Raw genomic sequence first — 17363 nt, 5'->3', positions numbered from 1 at the left:
TCGGAGAGTTCAACGAACGAGCCGTGAGTTTTATGCCCGCCAACGGTGAGTCAATTCACGGGCCACTTGCTCACGCCGCTCATCCGAGCTGCGTCCACCGAGCGAGAACTCTCCCCGACGAAGACGGTACGTACCCATGCAATACAGGACAACGGTCAGCCCCACGACGACCAGCGAGGCCCATCCGAGAAACGGCTTGATGACCTCTTCGTAGCTAGGGCTCACTCCCCCTGTACCGACCAGAATTCCCAGGGTGAGCCAGGCATACATGAGCCCACCCGCAAACAGCAGCGTCTCGGCGGTAACGGAATCCTTGGTGTGGATCTCATGATCAAATCCCTGACGGCAATCCGCCGCATACATGACCGCGCGAATACCTCCGATTACGACCGCCATAATGGCAAAGCCACCGGCTTGCTCCGAAGACGAGAGCATCCCGTGATCCCTCAACACGGTAATCACGAAAAAAGACGTCACCAAAAGGAAAATGGAAACAGCAATTCTGACGATACGATGCATCTCATCTCCTCCGGTATTTCTCGTTGAGCCGAGATCTACTTAAGCACGCGCCCGGAGGCCGCTCAAGCTCACCGAAGAATCTTGATCAAACCTTAATCAGAAATACCGGCGACACCCGGTTTGTAACCGGATCGTGACCAAATCATATGATGCATGTCACCATCAAACGCGAATGTGTCGTCCTTTGCCTATGACGCCGATTTCTTCCGATCGTCAGAAACGCGCGTAACCAAGGTAGGCTCCTCGCCGTCGGTGACCACTTTCTCGGTCACAATGACCTGCGCGATCTCCTCCCTGGAGGGAATGTCGAACATGACGGGTTGCAGGAGGTCTTCCAGGATGGCCCTGAGGCCACGGGCGCCTGTTCCACGCTGCGCGGCGAGTTCGGCGACGGCACGGACTGCCCCATCCTCAAACTCGAGGTGGACATCGTCCAATGCGAACATGCGCTTATATTGCTTGATGAGGGCGTTTCGGGGTTCCGTGAGAACCCGGCTGAGGGTTTCGACGTCCAAGCCAGAGAGACTGGTGAGGACGGGCAAGCGTCCGATGAATTCAGGAATAAGGCCAAATTTGAGGAGATCTTCCGGAAGAAGCTTGCGGAGAATGTCTGATTCTTTGGAGGCTTCCTGAATCGGGGCTCCGAAACCAATTCCCTTTTTGCCGACGCGCGAACCCACGATTTCTTCCAGGCCGGCAAAGGCGCCAGCAACAATGAACAACACATTGGTGGTGTCGATCTGCAGGAATTCTTGTTGCGGATGTTTACGGCCTCCCTGGGGAGGAACCGCGGCGACGGTGCCTTCCAGAATTTTCAGGAGGGCCTGTTGCACGCCTTCACCGGAGACATCTCGTGTAATCGAGGGATTCTCAGACTTCCGAGAGATCTTGTCGATCTCGTCGATATAGATGATGCCCGTTTCGGCCTTCTTGACGTCGTAGTCGGCGGCCTGAATGAGCTTGAGAAGGATGTTTTCGACGTCTTCGCCGACGTAGCCGGCTTCCGTCAGGCTCGTGGCATCGGCCATGGCAAACGGGACGTTGAGCTTCTTAGCAAGCGTCTGGGCCAAATACGTCTTACCGGAGCCGGTGGGGCCCACCAGGAGAATATTCGACTTGGCGAGGTCAACATCCTCGCCACCGGTGGCAAGGAGGGATTCACCGCTCTGTGGCGTGACGGAGTCCTTGGCCTGAATTCGTTTGTAGTGGTTGTACACGGCAACCGACAGTGCCCGCTTGGCGGGCTCTTGTCCGATGACGAATTCCTGCAGATATTCGAAAATCTCTCGAGGCTTGGGCAACTCCATCGAAGTAATCTCGGCCACCTCGGCCAGCTCTTCTTCGATGATCTCGTTGCACAGCTCAATGCACTCGTCACAGATGTACACGCCGGGTCCCGCGATGAGCTTCCGCACCTGCTTTTGGGACTTTCCACAGAAAGAACACTTTAGGAGGTCGGTGCTTTCACCGATTCTCGACATGCTGGCTCCTCATTCCTGAAGGTGGTGCGTCGCGAATCTTCGCCGTCTCCGTGCGGCGTACATGACTCGCCCTCCTAGGCTACATGCTGAAGCACCTTGTGACGCTCTCCTCGGCAAGTTTGCCGGCAAGGTTCACCAGGAGTTTTAGAGCTTCACGCGGTGCGTCACAATGCGGCGCGTGAGGTCACCGTGAGTGCGACGACGGCGTCGGCCCCGGCGTGTTTCCGGGTTCCGACGCCGTCTCGATGCGACACATGATGTCGCCCATTCGGTGACTAGTCCGCCGTGTTGATCTGCGGCTTATTGATCTTTCGGGAATCCAAGACCTGATCGATCAGTCCGTAGTCCAAGGCGTCCTTGGCGGTCAGAATCTTGTCTCGCTCGATGTCCTTATTCACCTCGGCGGACTTCTTCCCCGAGTGCAAAGCGAGGGTGTCCTCCAACCAGGTGCGCATGCGCATGACCTCATTGGCGTGAATCTCGATGTCCGACGCCTGACCACCCTGCTGACCGGCCAAAGCGGGCTGATGAATCAGCACGCGGGCGTTCGGCAAGGCCAAACGCTTGCCGGGAGTACCTGCGGCCAGAAGCACGGATGCGGCCGAAGCGGCCTGGCCCAGGCATACGGTCTGAATCTCCGGCCGGATGTACTGCATCGTGTCGTAAATGGCCGTCATCGCGGTGAAGGAACCGCCCGGCGAGTTGATGTACATCGTAATGTCGCGATCAGGGTCCTGGGCCTCCAGAACCAAGAGCTGAGCCATGATGTCGTCGGCACTCGCGTCGTCGACCTGTACACCGAGGAAGATGATGCGATCCTCGAAGAGCTTCGCATACGGATCCTGGCGCTTGTAGCCGTAGGGAGTCCGCTCCTCGAAGCTCGGAAGCACGTATCGGTTGCTGGGCATCTCAACGCCGGCGGCCTGGGGCGCCTGTGGCTGCGGTGAAGTGAAGTTCATGAGTGTTTTTCCTCCAAAAATCTTTGACGTGGTCTCCGGGCGTAACGCCGCGGTATGCCCTACTTCTCGTCCTTGAGCGTTCCGCCGCCACCGGCCACGGAGTTGGCGCTCTGCGCAATGTGGTCAAAGAATCCGTATTCGAGGGCTTCGTCGGCCGTAAACCAGTTGTCCCGGTCGTTGTCTTCCAGAATCTGTTCCACGGTCTTGCCCGTTTGCTCGGCAGTGAGTTCCGAGAGCCGACGCTTCATGGAGAGGATCAATTCGGCCTGGGTCCGGATATCGGACGCGGTACCCCCAATGCCGCCCGAAGGCTGGTGCATGAGGATACGAGCGTTCGGCGTGGCATAGCGCTTCCCCGGGGTTCCGGAGGAGAGCAAGAACTGCCCCATCGAGGCCGCCATGCCGGTGGCAATGGTCACGACGTCGTTCGGAATCAACTGCATCGTGTCGTAGATGGCCATGCCCGCCGTGATCGATCCACCCGGCGAGTTAATGTACAGGTAGATGTCTGAGCTGGGATCCTCAGAGGACAGCAAGAGCATCTGGGAGCAGATGAGGTTGGCGTTGTCGTCACGGACCTCCGAACCCAACCAAATGATGCGTTCTTTGAGGAGACGGTTATATACGTGGTCGTCCTGACCGTTTCCTGCTTCCCGACTCATCATGGGACGGCCGCTGGATGTATCCCGCGCGGTGCTCTCGCCGTAAGGAAGGTTATGAGCCATGGTGCTATTGACCTCTCTCGATGTTCGACGTCGCCCACCTCGTAAAAACACATCGGGTGGGCCTCGTATGCTGCCTTCGACACTAGTAGTCGTTGGCCCTTCAGGCCTGGGTACTCCTCAATAGTTCGCTGTTGGCGTTCCAGTTAACCGTCTCGGCCGACATGGTTTCGCTGTCGGCCATTCCCGAGCCGACGTTGCAACGTACGCCAAAGGCGCCCCACCGAAACCCGGTGGGGCGCCTTCATGAGGTGAATGTCGCGCAACCCTGTGCTGAGGGCTGCGCTCCAAAGCCTAGGAGTTAGGATGCGTCCGCTTCGGAGTCCTTCTCAGCTTCGACGGTCTCGCCGTCGCCCTGCGGCTTGATGTAGGAGGAGAGGTCCACGGAGTTACCCTCGGTGTCCACGACCTCTGCCTTCTCCAACACGCTGGCCAGCGCCTTGGAGCGGCGGACCTCGCCGACCATCATGCCGGCCTGGCCGGAGGAATCCAGCATCTGAGCGAACTGGTTCGGGTCCATGCCGTACTGCGAAGACATCGAAATGATGTAGTCGATCAGTTCGGACTGCTCGACGCCGACCTCTTCCTTATCGGCGATCGCGTCCAACACGACCTCGTTACGGAATGCACGCTCGGTGTTCTCCCGAACCTCGGCGCGGTGCTCCTCAGTGTCGTGGTCCTGCTCGGAGTTCTCCTGCTTGAAGTGCTGCTCCATCTGGTCTTCGATGACCTTCTCCGGGACCGGCACCTCGACCAATTCGAGGAGGCGCTCGAGAACCTTGTCGCGAGCGGCGTTACCCTGCTCGACGACCTTGCCCTGAGCGGCCTGCTTCTTCAGGTCTTCCTTGAGCTCTTCGATCGTGTCGAATTCGGAAGCCATCTGAGCGAACTCGTCATCGGCCTCGGGAAGCTCGCGCTCCTTGACGGCGGTGACCCTAACCTTGACGGTCGCGGCCTCGCCCGAGTGCTCGCCACCAGCGAGAGTGGTCTCGAAGGTCGCATCCTCGTCGGCGGAGAGGCCAGTAATGGCTTCGTCCAATCCGTCGAGCATGGTGCCAGCGCCCACCTGGTACGAGAGATCGTTCGCGGCGTCGACCTCTTCGTCACCAATCATGGCGTTGAGATCGAGGGTCACGAAGTCATCTTCAGCGGCGGGACGGTCTACGGCCTTCAGCGTTCCGAAACGGCCGCGGAGCTCGTCGAGCGCCTTCTGCTCGTCTTCGGCGGTGACCTCTGCGGCGTCGACCTCGACCTTAAGGCCGGAGTAATCCGGCAACTCAACCTCGGGGCGAACAACAACCTGAATCGACACGGAGACATCCGCTTCGCGAGCGTTCTCTTCGGGCTTCTGCTGAACCTCGACCTCGGGCTGAGCCAGCGGGGTCAGCTCATTTTCGGTCAATGCCTGCTGGTAGAAACCGTTCAGGCCCTCGTTGAGGGCATTCTCGACGACGAAATCGAAGCCGACGCGCTGCTCAATGAGCTGGTTCGGAATCTTTCCCTTGCGGAAGCCCGGCATCTGGATCTGCTCAGCCAGTTCCTTGTACGTCTTGGAGAGAAACGGCTTGAATTCCTCGAAAGGAACATCCACCTGGATCTTGGCCAGGGTCGGGTTCAGTTTCTCGACGGCGGTCTTCACTTCCGTTGATCTCCTACAAGTCGGGGACGGTTTCCGTCCGGCGGGGTGCCGGACGTGTCGAATTGCTCTGCAATCTTCAGGTGTCAGAGTCACACCGTAAGCGGCACAGATACAGCGAAGTCGGCCGTATCCACCAGAGCCGGTGTTCCAACGTCGGGGCGACAGGACTCGAACCTGCGATCTCCTGCTCCCAAAGCAGGCGCGCTAGCCACTGCGCTACGCCCCGTGAGGCAAAGGCTAGTTTATGCGCCAAATCGGGAATCCGCGAATTTTTCCCGCGACACGGTTCAGAGGCGGATTTGACGAACCGTTCTCGATTGGGGTTATATAGTCGAGGTTCGCACGGGGATGTAGCTCAATGGTAGAGCCTCAGTCTTCCAAACTGATTACGCGGGTTCGATTCCCGTCATCCCCTCCACGTAGGTCACGAGGCCCCAACTTCACTGAAGTTGGGGCCTTGTGCTTTAACCAGCCGGACGCTCCCGTACTACTGATGAACCAGCCGAAGGGCTTCTTCTCGGTGTTCGGCCATCAAAGCATCCCGGTCCAACCCGATGGCTCGACCGTCCATCACCTTCCACTGACCCGCCACCATCACACGATCGGCCTTCTCCGCGCCGCACAACACCAGCGCGGCAAGTGGGTCATGTGCCCCGGAAAAGGCGAAGCCATCGAGCCGGAACATGGCCAGATCGGCTTGCCGCCCCACTTCGATACTCCCAATATCCTGGCGCCCGAGCGCGCGTGCTGAACCACGCGTACCCCAGTCCAAAACTCGTTGACTCGTCACCCGCTCGGTGCCGAAGCGTAGTCGTTGAAGATACAGGGCCTGACGCACTTCTCGTATCAGGTTGGATGCGTCGTTGGACGCCGACCCGTCGACCCCAAGTCCCACCGCAACTCCCGCCTCCTCGAGATCGACGGCTCGGGCAATCCCGGAGGCCAGCCGCATATTAGACGTCGGGCAGTGCGCCACAGAGACGCCCGCCCTACCGAGCCGGGCGATCTCCTCGTCATCAAAATGTACGCCGTGGGCCAACCACGTTCTGCCTCCGAGCCATCCCACGGAATCCAGGTAATCCACCGTTCGGAGGCCAAACCGTTCCCTGCAAAAGTCCTCTTCATCGAGGGTTTCGGCCAGGTGGGTGTGCAAACGAACATCGAGTTCTTGTGCCAAGTCGGCGCTGTCTCGCATCAGGTGCGTGGTCACCGAGAAAGGGGAACACGGAGCCAAGGCGATCTGCACCTGAGCCCCTGGACCACGTTCGTGGTAGCTATTCACGAGACGCCGCGAGTCCTCCAGGATCACATCCGCGTCCTGGACGGTGTTTTGAGGCGGCAGTCCCCCTTCGTTCTCGCCCAGCGACATGGAACCGCGAGTCAGCGTCGCCCTCATGCCCAAGCGACGCACCACCTCCACCTGGATGTCGATGGCATTTTCCAACCCATCCGGAAAAAGGTAGTGATGATCGGATGTCGTCGTACAACCAGATTCGAGCAGTTCCGCCATGGCGACCGTTGTTGCCACCTCCAAGGCACGAGGTGTGAGGCGAGCCCACACGGGATAGAGGTTGGTTAACCAGCCGAAAAGAGGCAGGTCGGCCACGGGAGCCCATGCACGGGTGAGGGTTTGGTAAAAGTGATGATGCGAATTGACGAGGCCTGGAGTTACCACATGTTCGCTCGCGTCAACGATTTGCCTCAGCGACGTCGGACCCCCGGTTGGTTCGCCTCCGGCCGGCACGAGTTCCACAATGGTTCCCGAGCTGAGGTCGACCACGATTCCTCGTGCCGCTGAGGACGAATCCACGCCGCGCCCCAGATGAATCGCGAGGGGGTCCTTAATCCAGACGGTCGAGGATCGCGAGCCTCCATACCTCTCCGGATCGGCCACACCATGCGCGGTGACCTCCACGCAGGATTCGTTCTTCAACTCATGTTGCTTCACCATGTCAGTCGCCTTCCACGTCATTGCTGCGGTCTATTTCGACCTTGGAGTGGCGACTGAGATGGGACCAGAAGCCACCAGCTCAGGTTTTACGGCGTCTGCTACTCCGCCGGCCTTCGAAGTTGACGTCGGAATCTCCCTCGATAGGCAGCAAGAACTCTAACAGGTGTTCAAAATCACTAAAAGTCCTTGTCAACTAACCTCGGGCGATCTACGATTTTACGATAAGAAAACTTGGTTTCGTATTACGGAATATATAACAGTCCGGTGCAGCTCTTAGACTCCCGCCTCCCCCAGAGTTTGGCGTGTGAAGCCATCGCTGCGCATCACCCTCGATGGAGAGTTCAGATGTCGGCTTCCAAGCAATCCACCACCCAGCCCCCAGAAACCACGAAGCGTCCGGAAGATGAGCGTTTACCCGTCGCTGATTCCTTCGCCTACGGACTCCAACACGTCCTCACGATGTACGGCGGCATCATTGCCGTTCCCCTGATCATCGGAAACGCCGCGGGCCTCGACAGCAGTGGCATCAGCGTGTTGATTGCTTCGTGTCTGTTCATGGGTGGTCTCGCGACGATCCTTCAATCCTTTGGCGTTCCGTTTTTCGGGTCCAAGCTGCCCTTGGTTCAAGGCGTGTCCTTCTCCGGCGTCGCCACGATGACGTCGATTCTCGCGGCCGGCGATGGACTTCAAGGCGTCTTCGGCGCGGTCATTGTGGCCTCAGTTATTGGTCTGATCGTCGCCCCCGCATTTGCTCGCATCGTGAAGTTTTTCCCGCCCGTGGTCACGGGAACCGTCATCACGACCATTGGCCTGTCTTTGATGCCAGTTGCCGCGGGATGGGCCATGGGCGGCGATGCGGAAGCGAGCGACTACGGCAGCGCCCGGAATATTCTCATCGCCGTCGGAACACTGGCCGTGGTGCTGATTCTGAGCCGAATACCTGTCCCGATGATCTCTCGTTTGTCCATCCTCCTCGCGATCGTCATCGGCACGGTGGTGTCCCTGATTTTCGGTTGGACCGACTTTTCGGGCGTGCTCGACCGGGGAATTGTCGCTTTCCCTCAGCCTTTCGCTTTTGGCCTCCCGACGTTCTCCATAGCCGCGATCATCTCGATGTTCATCGTCATCATCGTGACCTTTGCCGAAACCACCGCAGACATCATTGCCGTGGGTGGGATCGTCCGGACGAAAGTGGATTCTCGACGGATCGCCAATGGCTTGCGTGCCGACATGCTGTCCTCTGCGGCTTCCCCGGTTTTCAATTCGTTCACCCAATCGGCCTTCGCCCAGAATGTCGGGCTCGTGGCAATCACCGGGGTCAAGTCCCGGTTCGTGACGGTCGCCGGTGGCGTCATCCTGGTACTGCTGGGGCTGCTACCTGTCATGGGCGGTGTGGTAGCCGCCGTGCCGTCCCCGGTGCTGGGCGGGGCCGGCGTCGTCCTCTTTGGCACGGTTGCGGCATCGGGCATCCGCACGTTGTCCAAGGTCGAATACGAGGGCAATCTCAATATGATCATTGTTGCCGTGTCGTTGGCTTTCGGCCTCATTCCCGTCGTCGAGCCGAATTTTTACCACAGCTTCCCCTCCTGGATCGGCATCATCTTCCATTCGGGAATCTCTTCGGCGACCCTCATGGCGGTGCTTCTGAACCTCGTCTTCAATCACCTCGGAGGCCAGGATCAAGACCGTTCGGATCGCTCGGTTTTCGTCGCCGGTACCGGGCGCGTGATTCGTTGGGACGATCTCGAGAAACTCATCAATGACGAGGCCTTGCTTGCCGAAGGCGACACCATCACGGATGTCACGATCGTGGACTCACAGGGAAAAGAGGTTCCCGTGGTGACGGCCCGTCAGCACAAGATCGTCGTCGAAGCGGCGGAACATGGCCAGGTGAGGTGCCAAGAGGACATCCGCCGCGTCATCGACGAGAACGAGGAATAGCAGGAATGGCTAGGCCTGACAGGTCCGGCACCAATACAGCTTCCGTCCGGCCATGTCCTCAACGACGACGGAACGTTCTCCGCACACGCGACAGGTTTGACCTGCCCTCCCATATACGTAGTGAGCATGGTCTGGCCAAGCATCGGCGGCATCTAGGCCGGATCGGTGCTCTGGGGCCGTCGTGACGATGCGGCCGAGTTCCACTCCCGCGCTCATGAGCTTGGCCGTATCGCGCCACAGCAAGTCGATCTGGGCGTCGGACAGCTCGCAGGCCGCGCGGTGTGGATTGAGGCCAGCCCGAAAGAGCGACTCCGCACGATAGATATTGCCAATACCCGCGATGGCCTTCTGGTCCATCAGGACCGCGGCGATGGGGCGCGAGGTTCGGGCGCAGGATTGATGAAATGGGGTCGGGTCAGCCTCGGGGTTTAGAGGGTCCGGCCCGAGTTGACGCAAAACCTCGGCAACCCCAGTAGGCTCCAGGATCCGACAGGTCGTGGCTCCCACGAGGTCGGCCCATCCATGCTCGGACTCGAGGCGGACGCGGGTCGTCGGGCGAGGCGGTGGCGGACCGTGATATTTCTGCCCCGTGGACTCGTCGGCATGTTCCCGTTCCCCGATCTTTCTGGGCGCCCCAATGGAGGAGGCAGCCCGAAAAGTCTCGTCGCCACCAAAAGTCCAGGCACCATACATTCCCAGGTGGACGTTGAGGGTCAGCCGTTGATCGAATTCCAGAAAGAAATGTTTTCCGACGGCGCGGGACGATACGGCCGTGGCGCCGTCGATGAGCGCCGCTCCCTTGGCGAACCGCCCCTGAGGACTCGTGGCACGGAGCTTCCGCCCCACCATGACGTCCTGGAATTGACGGGCGAGACGATGAATCGAGTGTCCCTCGGGCATGGCTAGTGCGTGCCCGTACGGTTGGCGAGAGCCACGACGGAAAAGTTAGTCATCCGAATCGAGGTGGTGGCCAGCGATGCGCCCCGTATTTTCGTACTCTTCCATTTGCCCAATGCGCCGTTCGTGGCGCTCCTCGGCCGAAAATTCGGTCGAGAGGAAAACTTTAATGATCTCCAGGGCTTCTTCGACCGTGTGTTGACGGCCGCCGACGGCGACAATGTGTGCGTCGTTATGCTCGCGAGCCAGTGCGGCCGTCTCGTGATTCCATGCAAGGGCCGCGCGAATACCCCGAACTTTATTAGCGGCCATTTGCTCACCATTTCCCGAGCCGCCGAGGACGATACCGAGGGAATCGAGCCCGCGTTCCCTGTCGGCGCGAACGCCCAGAGCCGCATTAATGCAGAAACTCGGGTAATCATCGAGAGGGTCGTATTCCCTCGGTCCGTGGTCCACGAGATCGTATCCGAGGCTCGTCAACGATTCGACGAGGAAGCGGCTCGTTTCGAGCCCTGCATGATCGGTGGCTATATGTACACGCACGTTGGTATCCGTCCTCAGAGAATTGATGCTGACATCGTGTGGGTGATTCAAGCCTACCGGCTCCTGTAATAGCCTGAGAGTCAGACCAACTTCACTTCGAAAGGCGACACACATGCCAGGACTCAATCTGACGCGTCAGGAAGCCGCGACGCGCGCGGAGACCGTAACGAAGGTCCACTCCTACCGCGTCACCCTCGACCTGACCGCCTCGGAGAGCGTCTTCACCTCCACCACAACCGTCTCTTTCGACGCTGTGGCCGGTTCATCCACGTTCATTGACGCGATCACGCAACAGGTTCATTCCGTCACGCTCAATGGCCGGGAACTCGATCCCGCCGCCGTTTCCGACGGCGTCCGCATTCAGCTTCCAGACCTCGCGGAGCAGAACGAACTCACGGTGGTGGCGGACGCCATGTACACCAATACCGGTGAGGGTCTTCATCGATTCGTCGATCCCGTGGACGACGAGGTCTACCTTTATACGCAGTTCGAGGTTCCCGATTCCCGCCGAATGTTCGCGGTATTCGAGCAACCCGATCTCAAAGCCGAATTTACGTTCGTCGTCACGGCGCCGAAATCATGGACTCTCATTTCGAATGAGCCCGTGGAACGACGTGAGGAAGGTGCCGAGGCCGACGTCTGGACCTTTGCCACGACACCCCGAATTTCTTCTTACATCACCGCTTTGGTTGCGGGGCCGTACTCCAGCCTGTCCGACCAGGTGACGTCCTCGGACGGCCGGAATATTTCGCTGAATATCTACGCTCGTCGGTCGCTCATGGATTACCTCGATGCCGAGGAAATTTTCGTGTTGACCAAGCAGGGCTTCGAATTTTACGAACAACAATTCGGCGTGCCGTATCCGTTCACCAAATACGATCAGCTTTTCGTGCCCGAGTTCAATGCCGGTGCCATGGAGAACGCCGGTTGCGTCACGATCCTCGAGGATTACATTTTCCGGTCCAAGACCACCGACGCGATGATCGAGCGTCGTGCGATCACCGTGCTGCACGAGCTCGCACACATGTGGTTTGGCGACCTGGTCACCATGAAGTGGTGGAACGACTTGTGGCTCAACGAGTCGTTCGCCGAATTCATGTCCCACCTCAGCGCCGCGGAAAACACCCGGTTCACCCACGCCTGGACCACCTTTTCTGCGATGGAGAAGACGTGGGCCTATCGCCAAGACCAGCTGCCCTCGACCCATCCCATCGTTGCGGACATCAAGGACCTCCATGATGTTCAGGTGAACTTCGACGGCATCACGTATGCCAAGGGTGCTTCCGTATTGCGCCAGCTCGTTGCTTGGGTCGGGCAAGAGCACTTCATGAAGGCCCTCCATCAGTACTTCGACAAGCATTCCTGGGGTAACGCCACGCTCGCTGATTTGATGGCGGAACTCGAGGCCACCTCTGGTCGTGAGCTACGTTCATGGTCCGAAGCCTGGCTCGAAACGGCCGGAGTCAACACCTTGACCCCCTCCGTCGAGGTGGACGACGAAGGCCGTATCGTTCGCATCGAGGTCATTCAGACGGCGCCCAATGAGCACCCCACCCTCCGTCCCCACCGCATGACGGCCGGATTCTACGACGTCGTCGATGGCCGGCTCGTGCGCGTTCACGGCGTGGAGTTCGACGTCGACGGAGAGCGGACGGAAATTCCGGACGTCGCCGGACGCCCCCGTCCCTTGGTGCTCCTCCTCAACGACCTGGACCTGGCCTATGCCAAGGTTCGGCTCGATGATGTTTCCTTCCACCACGCCAAGGTCCATCTGCGCGATTTCGAGGAGTCCCTGCCGCGCGCCGTCGTCTGGGGCGCGGCATGGAACAGCACCCGGGATGGACAGGTTCCGGCCCGTCGTTTCGTGGAAATGGTTCTGAATAATATCGACGCCGAGACCGATTCGACCACGGTTCTGACGCAGTTGCGGAATCTCGCCACCACGTTGCGTATGTACGTCCGCTCGGACGCGCAAGAAGACACCCGCGAGATGGCCGCCGATCGCCTGTGGGACATTTCGCAGGGCGCCCCCGAAGGATCTGACCGCCAGCTCCAGTTCGTGCAGGCCTTCGCAACGCACGCGATCACCGATGAACAGCTCGACACCCTCGAAGGCTTGTACACCGGAAACGTGACCCTGCCAGGCCTCGTGATCGATACGGATCTTGCCTGGAAGATGCTGACGGCGCTCGTCGCCGCCGGCCGCCGAGGCGTGACGGACGTCGACGAATTCGCAGCACGAGACAACACCTCGACCGGCGCTCAGCGCGCCGCTCAGGCTCGGGCCGCCGTGCCGACCCTCGAAGCTAAAGAAAAGGTGTGGGACTTGGTGGTGGACCACCACGAACTCCCCAACGTGATCCAGCGTTCGGCCATTGCCGGATTCAACGCGACGAACCGTGATGCATTACTCCGGCCTTTCGTGGACCGGTACTTCGCGTCGATTGAACGAGTCTGGAGCGAGCTCTCCCACGAGATCTCTCAGCAGATCATCTCGGGGCTGTTCCCCCAGATTGTGGATCGAGATGTCCTCGACGCCGCGGAGGAATTCCTGGTGGAGCTTGGCGAGGGCAAGGATTCACTCCGCCGACAGGTCATGGAGGGACGTGACGCCATCGAGCGTGCCCTGCGGGTGAGGTCGGCGGACGTCATTTCCTGACGTCGTCAGCGCATTCGCCTTAGCCGGGCTCGTCGTAGCACTATGGAACTATGACGAGTCCGGCTTCTGCTGTCCCCACAATGTACGAACAACTGGGCGGTCACGCCGCCATTCACCGACTCACCACGGAGTTCTACGACCGGGTGGAACGGGATCCCGAGTTCAAAGCGATGTATCCGGAAGAAGATCTGGAGCCCGCCCGACGGCGGCTCGAGATGTTTCTGGAACAGTATTTTGGTGGGCCCACGACCTACAGCAAAGAACGAGGGCACCCACGGTTGCGGATGCGTCACGCGCCGTTTGCCATCAACTCGTGGGCGCGAGAACGATGGCTCACGTACATGCGAGAAGCCCTCGACTGCTTGGAGTTACCTCCGTTGCACGATGGCATGATTTGGGGTTACTTCGAACGCGCGGCCCACGCCATGACTAACACGCCCGACGAACCGGACGCCTCCTCGTAACCCTCACACGGCGGATGCCGATTTGGACACCACGTGCCCCTGCGTATTCGATAGCCTGCGCCATGGACCGTTGGAGTAGACGGTGAATCCCTCGTCGGTGTCGTTAAATCCCAAGACGGTGGCGCCAAACAGGGCGCCGCTCACCACGCCTTCACCGGAATCGCTTCCCCACACGCGAGAACGAACGGTATTCAGGACTGCGCCTCCAGGGTTGGTCGGTAGCGCCTCCTCGACGGCCCTCATTCCCTCGTGGGCAATCCGAGCCACCGTTTCGGCGTCCAGCCGACCAGATTCAGTCCACCCACGGGATGGAGGCATGACTCCCGCCCAAGCAGCGTTGACCATCACGGGTGGGACCGGCAGGGCGCCGTCGTTCGCGTCAATCCGGGCCAAACGGTCGAGCACCGCGGAGGCTTCGACCGTGGCGTCGATCTCTGAATCCTCGGCGAGGTGCAAAGCCCGCATCCCCAACACCGTAGGCACCGTATCCAGCAATGTTTCCGCGCTCATGACTGGTGCCCACACAGCCAAGACCCGCCCCCGAGCTTGAAGGCGGACGGCCGCGGAGGAGTCGATGGTTTTGACCCGAGACAGCAACGTCGCGAGATCTTTTGCCTCGCGATGATCGGAAAGCTGAAAGCGTGAATTTTGCAACGGTGAGGGCATCTCTTTCGCAATAGAAAGCGGGAAATCCTTAACTATTATGAATCCTCTCAGGGCACTGGGGACGATCACGATTCCCTATGTCGGCTCATGACGCGGGTGCATGGTCGTAGGATCGAACGGTGAGCACTTTCGAAGAATCCGAGTCCCCCTCCCACATCGTCGACCCCACGCAAGCGCTCGTCAGCATGCTCTCCCTCGAGCCCGAGCAACCCCTGCGAACCACCGAGGACATCTTCGTGGGCCACACGATCGCTCCAGAGTCGGATCGCATTTTTGGCGGGCAGGTCTTTGGGCAGGCGGTCATGGCGGCGAGTCGCACGGTGGACCCTGATCGACCCGTTCACTCGATGCACGGATATTTCCTCCGGCCGGGTGACGTTTCCATACCCGTGACTTTCGGTGTGGAACGAATGCGTGACGGTCGTTCGTTTTCGGCGCGACGGGTGCATGCGTATCAAAATGGACAGGTCATTCTCTCGGCCATCGCCTCTTTCCAAGAACCAGCTCCCGGGCTTGAACATCAGGAACCGATGCCGAGCGGCATTCCAGATCCTGATTCCCTGAAGAGCTCGGAGGAGCTCTGGGGCGACATCGATCACCCCTTCGCTCGCTGGGTGGTACGAGCACGGCCCTTCGAAATTCGTCACGTCACCGACCCCATCTACGTGACTCCCCCGGGACGTCATGAGCCGGTCAATACAGTGTGGTTCAGGACCCACGGGCGCCTACCCGATGACCCGCGTATCCACCAGGCCGCCATTGCCTACGCCTCGGATTACACGCCGATGGACCCTATCCTTCGCCGTCACGGCTTCATGTGGGCTCACCCTGGATTGAGCCTCGCCTCCTTGGACCACGCCATCTGGTGGCACAGACCGGCACGGGCCGACGAATGGTTGCTCTACACCCAGACGTCTCCCAACGCCTCGAGCGCCCGCGGATTGGCGTGCGGACGCATCTTTACTCGCGAGGGAGAACTCGTGGCGACGACGACCCAAGAGGCGCTGGTCCGGGTTCCCGACGAAGACCTCGGCTGACGCACGCTGCCCGTCCGTCGTCGTTCAAGGGCTTTGCGGACACACCCTGGCGTTGTCTCATGAATGCACGATGCCCCCGCAACCTCGACGAGTGATAGCGGGGGCATCGTGGTAGACCAGCGATTAGTCGCGGGTCAGGCGTCGGTGAGTGAGACGATGCGGGCGGGCGGCTTCGGGTCCAAGCCGCTCGACCTTATTCTCTTCGTAGGATTCGAAGTTGCCCTCGAACCAGTACCACTTGTCCGGTTCTTCTTCGGTTCCTTCCCACGCCAGGATGTGCGTGGCCACCCGGTCGAGGAACCACCGGTCGTGGGAGACGACCACGGCACAGCCCGGGAAGTCTAGGAGGGCGTTTTCCAACGATGCCAGTGTTTCGACGTCGAGGTCGTTCGTCGGCTCGTCGAGGAGGAGAAGGTTTCCGCCCTGCTTGAGCGTCAACGCCAGATTCAGGCGGTTGCGCTCGCCACCGGAGAGGACTCCGGCCTTCTTCTGCTGGTCCGGACCTTTGAAACCGAAGGCCGATACGTACGCACGGGACGGCATCTCTACCTGGCCGACGTGGATGTAGTCGAGCCCGTCGGAGACAACCTCCCAGAGGGACTTTTCCGGGTCAATGTTGGCGCGGTTCTGGTCAACATAAGAGATCTTGACCGAGTCGCCGATCTTCAAGTCACCACCATCGAGAGGCTCCAGGCCCACGATGGTTTTGAACAACGTCGACTTACCGACGCCGTTCGGACCAATCACGCCGACGATGCCGTTGCGGGGCAAGGAAAACGAGAGGTCCTTGATGAGACTACGATCGCCGAAACCCTTCTGCAGGTTTTCGGCCTCGATGACGAGGTTACCCAGTCGGGGTCCCGGCGGAATCTGGATTTCTTCGAAGTCCAGCTTGCGGGTCTTCTCCGCTTCAGCCGCCATTTCTTCGTATCGGGCAAGGCGGGCCTTGGACTTGGTCTGACGCCCCTTCGAATTGGAGCGGACCCAGTCGAGTTCGTCGGCCAGACGCCGCGCGAGCTTGGCGTCCTTCTTGCCCTGAACTTCCAGGCGCTTGCGCTTGGTTTCTAGGTATGTGGAGTAGTTGCCCTCGTAGCCGTGCAGGCGTCCGCGCTCAACCTCGCAGATCCATTCGGCGACGTGGTCCAGGAAGTACCGGTCGTGCGTCACGGCTAACACGGCGCCGTGGTAGGACGCGAGATGCTGCTCGAGCCACAGAACCGACTCAGCATCCAGGTGGTTCGTGGGCTCATCGAGCAGCAAGAGGTCTGGCTTCTGCAAAAGAAGCTTGCAGAGGGCGACGCGACGACGCTCACCGCCGGAGAGGTTAGACACCTGTGCGTCGCCGGGTGGGCAACGCAGGGCGTCCATGGCCTGTTCGAGCTGGCTATCGAGGTCCCACGCGTTCGCGGCGTCGATGTCGCCCTGCAGCTTGCCCATTTCTTCCATGAGCGCGTCGAAGTCAGCGTCGGGGTTTGCCATTTCTTCGGAAATGGCGTTGTAGCGGTCCAGCTTTTCCTTGATCTCGCCGACGCCTTCTTCGACGTTGCCGAGAACGGTCTTCTCTTCATTCAACGGCGGTTCCTGCAGCAGGATCCCCACGGAATAACCGGGGCTCAACCGCGCCTCGCCGTTGGACGGCTGGTCGAGGCCAGCCATGATCTTCAGGATGGTCGACTTACCGGCACCGTTGGGGCCGACGACGCCGATTTTGGCGCCCGGATAGAACGACATGGTGACGTCGTCCAGGATGACTTTGTCACCCACCTTCTTGCGGGCTTTAGACATCGTGTAAATAAATTCAGCCATGTTCCCCAGGCTACTATGTCCGGGCAGACTGGGGAGTCATCGCGTCGCGCTGTGTGACCAGGGACTATCCAGACGCCGT

At 59.8% G+C, this 17363-nt stretch carries 15 protein-coding genes and 2 tRNA genes; 6 read left to right on the top strand and 11 right to left on the bottom strand.

The annotated features are described in order from the left end of the window. Positions 1 to 30 precede the first annotated feature (30 nt). The 6 genes from D8M21_RS03490 to D8M21_RS03465 all read right to left on the bottom strand — a co-directional run bounded on the left by D8M21_RS03490 (position 31) and on the right by D8M21_RS03465 (position 5546). A complete protein-coding gene (locus D8M21_RS03490; RefSeq protein ID WP_048678172.1) occupies positions 31 to 519 on the bottom strand; it encodes a hypothetical protein in 489 nt (162 codons plus the stop codon). Positions 520 to 707: 188 nt separating this feature from the next. After that, complete coding sequence (gene clpX, locus D8M21_RS03485) at positions 708 to 2000, bottom strand: ATP-dependent Clp protease ATP-binding subunit ClpX (protein WP_048678170.1); 1293 nt, start codon at positions 1998 to 2000, stop codon at positions 708 to 710. A gap of 275 nt (positions 2001 to 2275) precedes the next feature. Further along, a complete protein-coding gene (locus tag D8M21_RS03480; protein ID WP_048678168.1) occupies positions 2276 to 2959 on the bottom strand; it encodes an ATP-dependent Clp protease proteolytic subunit in 684 nt (227 codons plus the stop codon). A gap of 59 nt (positions 2960 to 3018) precedes the next feature. After that, on the bottom strand, positions 3019 to 3621 hold the full coding sequence (locus tag D8M21_RS03475; RefSeq protein WP_048678593.1) for an ATP-dependent Clp protease proteolytic subunit: 603 nt from the start codon (positions 3619 to 3621) through the stop codon (positions 3019 to 3021). 361 nt (positions 3622 to 3982) lie between these two features. Continuing rightward, positions 3983 to 5320: a trigger factor gene (tig, locus tag D8M21_RS03470; protein ID WP_048678166.1), complete on the bottom strand. Its 1338-nt coding sequence runs from the start codon at positions 5318 to 5320 to the stop codon at positions 3983 to 3985. Positions 5321 to 5473: 153 nt separating this feature from the next. After that, positions 5474 to 5546, bottom strand: a tRNA-Pro gene (locus tag D8M21_RS03465). Between the two features lie 118 nt (positions 5547 to 5664). Between D8M21_RS03465 and D8M21_RS03460 the strand changes: the two genes are divergently transcribed. Then, positions 5665 to 5738 (top strand) — tRNA-Gly (locus D8M21_RS03460). 69 nt (positions 5739 to 5807) lie between these two features. Here the strand turns inward: D8M21_RS03460 and D8M21_RS03455 are convergent. Continuing rightward, the gene (locus D8M21_RS03455; RefSeq protein WP_082156590.1) at positions 5808 to 7271 is read right to left on the bottom strand and encodes an 8-oxoguanine deaminase; all 1464 of its coding nucleotides are present in this window, start codon (positions 7269 to 7271) and stop codon (positions 5808 to 5810) included. Between D8M21_RS03455 and D8M21_RS11250 the strand changes: the two genes are divergently transcribed. Both D8M21_RS11250 and D8M21_RS03450 read left to right on the top strand, forming a co-directional pair. Further along, the gene (locus D8M21_RS11250; protein ID WP_153245882.1) at positions 7270 to 7431 is read left to right on the top strand and encodes a hypothetical protein; all 162 of its coding nucleotides are present in this window, start codon (positions 7270 to 7272) and stop codon (positions 7429 to 7431) included. The genes D8M21_RS03455 and D8M21_RS11250 overlap by 2 nt on opposite strands. Positions 7432 to 7616: 185 nt before the next feature. Beyond that, positions 7617 to 9212, top strand: coding sequence for a nucleobase:cation symporter-2 family protein (locus tag D8M21_RS03450; protein ID WP_048678165.1), 1596 nt, complete (start codon positions 7617 to 7619; stop codon positions 9210 to 9212). Positions 9213 to 9221: 9 nt separating this feature from the next. Here the strand turns inward: D8M21_RS03450 and D8M21_RS03445 are convergent, their stop codons facing one another. Both D8M21_RS03445 and D8M21_RS03440 read right to left on the bottom strand, forming a co-directional pair. After that, complete coding sequence (locus tag D8M21_RS03445; RefSeq protein ID WP_126855657.1) at positions 9222 to 10112, bottom strand: Fpg/Nei family DNA glycosylase; 891 nt, start codon at positions 10110 to 10112, stop codon at positions 9222 to 9224. Positions 10113 to 10157: 45 nt separating this feature from the next. Beyond that, the gene (locus D8M21_RS03440; protein ID WP_048678589.1) at positions 10158 to 10652 is read right to left on the bottom strand and encodes a ribose-5-phosphate isomerase; all 495 of its coding nucleotides are present in this window, start codon (positions 10650 to 10652) and stop codon (positions 10158 to 10160) included. A gap of 112 nt (positions 10653 to 10764) precedes the next feature. Here D8M21_RS03440 and pepN point away from each other — a divergent pair, with 112 nt between their 5' ends. Continuing rightward, the gene (gene pepN / locus D8M21_RS03435; protein WP_126855656.1) at positions 10765 to 13311 is read left to right on the top strand and encodes an aminopeptidase N; all 2547 of its coding nucleotides are present in this window, start codon (positions 10765 to 10767) and stop codon (positions 13309 to 13311) included. Between the two features lie 50 nt (positions 13312 to 13361). Beyond that, the gene (locus tag D8M21_RS03430) at positions 13362 to 13775 is read left to right on the top strand and encodes a globin (RefSeq protein ID WP_048678160.1); all 414 of its coding nucleotides are present in this window, start codon (positions 13362 to 13364) and stop codon (positions 13773 to 13775) included. A 3-nt stretch (positions 13776 to 13778) separates the two neighbouring features. On the opposite strand, the gene D8M21_RS03425 is transcribed toward D8M21_RS03430, so the two are convergent. Then, on the bottom strand, positions 13779 to 14441 hold the full coding sequence (locus D8M21_RS03425) for a hypothetical protein (RefSeq protein WP_048678159.1): 663 nt from the start codon (positions 14439 to 14441) through the stop codon (positions 13779 to 13781). A 185-nt stretch (positions 14442 to 14626) separates the two neighbouring features. Here D8M21_RS03425 and D8M21_RS03420 point away from each other — a divergent pair, with 185 nt between their 5' ends. Further along, positions 14627 to 15478: an acyl-CoA thioesterase gene (locus tag D8M21_RS03420; RefSeq protein WP_048678587.1), complete on the top strand. Its 852-nt coding sequence runs from the start codon at positions 14627 to 14629 to the stop codon at positions 15476 to 15478. Positions 15479 to 15601: 123 nt separating this feature from the next. Here D8M21_RS03420 and ettA read toward each other — a convergent pair whose 3' ends face one another. Beyond that, positions 15602 to 17284: an energy-dependent translational throttle protein EttA gene (gene ettA / locus D8M21_RS03415; protein WP_048678157.1), complete on the bottom strand. Its 1683-nt coding sequence runs from the start codon at positions 17282 to 17284 to the stop codon at positions 15602 to 15604. Positions 17285 to 17363 lie beyond the last annotated feature (79 nt).

The sequence above is a fragment of the Kocuria sp. HSID16901 genome, assembly GCF_003989425.1.
Classification (GTDB): Bacteria; Actinomycetota; Actinomycetes; order Actinomycetales; family Micrococcaceae; genus Rothia; species Rothia massiliensis.
This window is presented reverse-complemented; position numbering and strand designations above follow the sequence as displayed.

Bases quoted from the DNA above. Each gene is read 5' to 3' on its own strand.
- D8M21_RS03490 (WP_048678172.1), bottom strand. From the start codon at position 519: ATGCATCGTATCGTCAGAATTGCTGTTTCCATTTTCCTTTTGGTGACG.
- clpX (WP_048678170.1), bottom strand. From the start codon at position 2,000: ATGTCGAGAATCGGTGAAAGCACCGACCTCCTAAAGTGTTCTTTCTGT.
- D8M21_RS03480 (WP_048678168.1), bottom strand. From the start codon at position 2,959: ATGAACTTCACTTCACCGCAGCCACAGGCGCCCCAGGCCGCCGGCGTT.
- D8M21_RS03475 (WP_048678593.1), bottom strand. From the start codon at position 3,621: ATGAGTCGGGAAGCAGGAAACGGTCAGGACGACCACGTATATAACCGT.
- D8M21_RS11250 (WP_153245882.1), top strand. From the start codon at position 7,270: ATGTCAGTCGCCTTCCACGTCATTGCTGCGGTCTATTTCGACCTTGGA.
- D8M21_RS03455 (WP_082156590.1), bottom strand. From the start codon at position 7,271: ATGGTGAAGCAACATGAGTTGAAGAACGAATCCTGCGTGGAGGTCACC.
- D8M21_RS03450 (WP_048678165.1), top strand. From the start codon at position 7,617: ATGTCGGCTTCCAAGCAATCCACCACCCAGCCCCCAGAAACCACGAAG.
- D8M21_RS03445 (WP_126855657.1), bottom strand. From the start codon at position 10,112: ATGCCCGAGGGACACTCGATTCATCGTCTCGCCCGTCAATTCCAGGAC.
- pepN (WP_126855656.1), top strand. From the start codon at position 10,765: ATGCCAGGACTCAATCTGACGCGTCAGGAAGCCGCGACGCGCGCGGAG.
- D8M21_RS03430 (WP_048678160.1), top strand. From the start codon at position 13,362: ATGACGAGTCCGGCTTCTGCTGTCCCCACAATGTACGAACAACTGGGC.
- D8M21_RS03425 (WP_048678159.1), bottom strand. From the start codon at position 14,441: ATGCCCTCACCGTTGCAAAATTCACGCTTTCAGCTTTCCGATCATCGC.
- D8M21_RS03420 (WP_048678587.1), top strand. From the start codon at position 14,627: ATGCTCTCCCTCGAGCCCGAGCAACCCCTGCGAACCACCGAGGACATC.
- ettA (WP_048678157.1), bottom strand. From the start codon at position 17,284: ATGGCTGAATTTATTTACACGATGTCTAAAGCCCGCAAGAAGGTGGGT.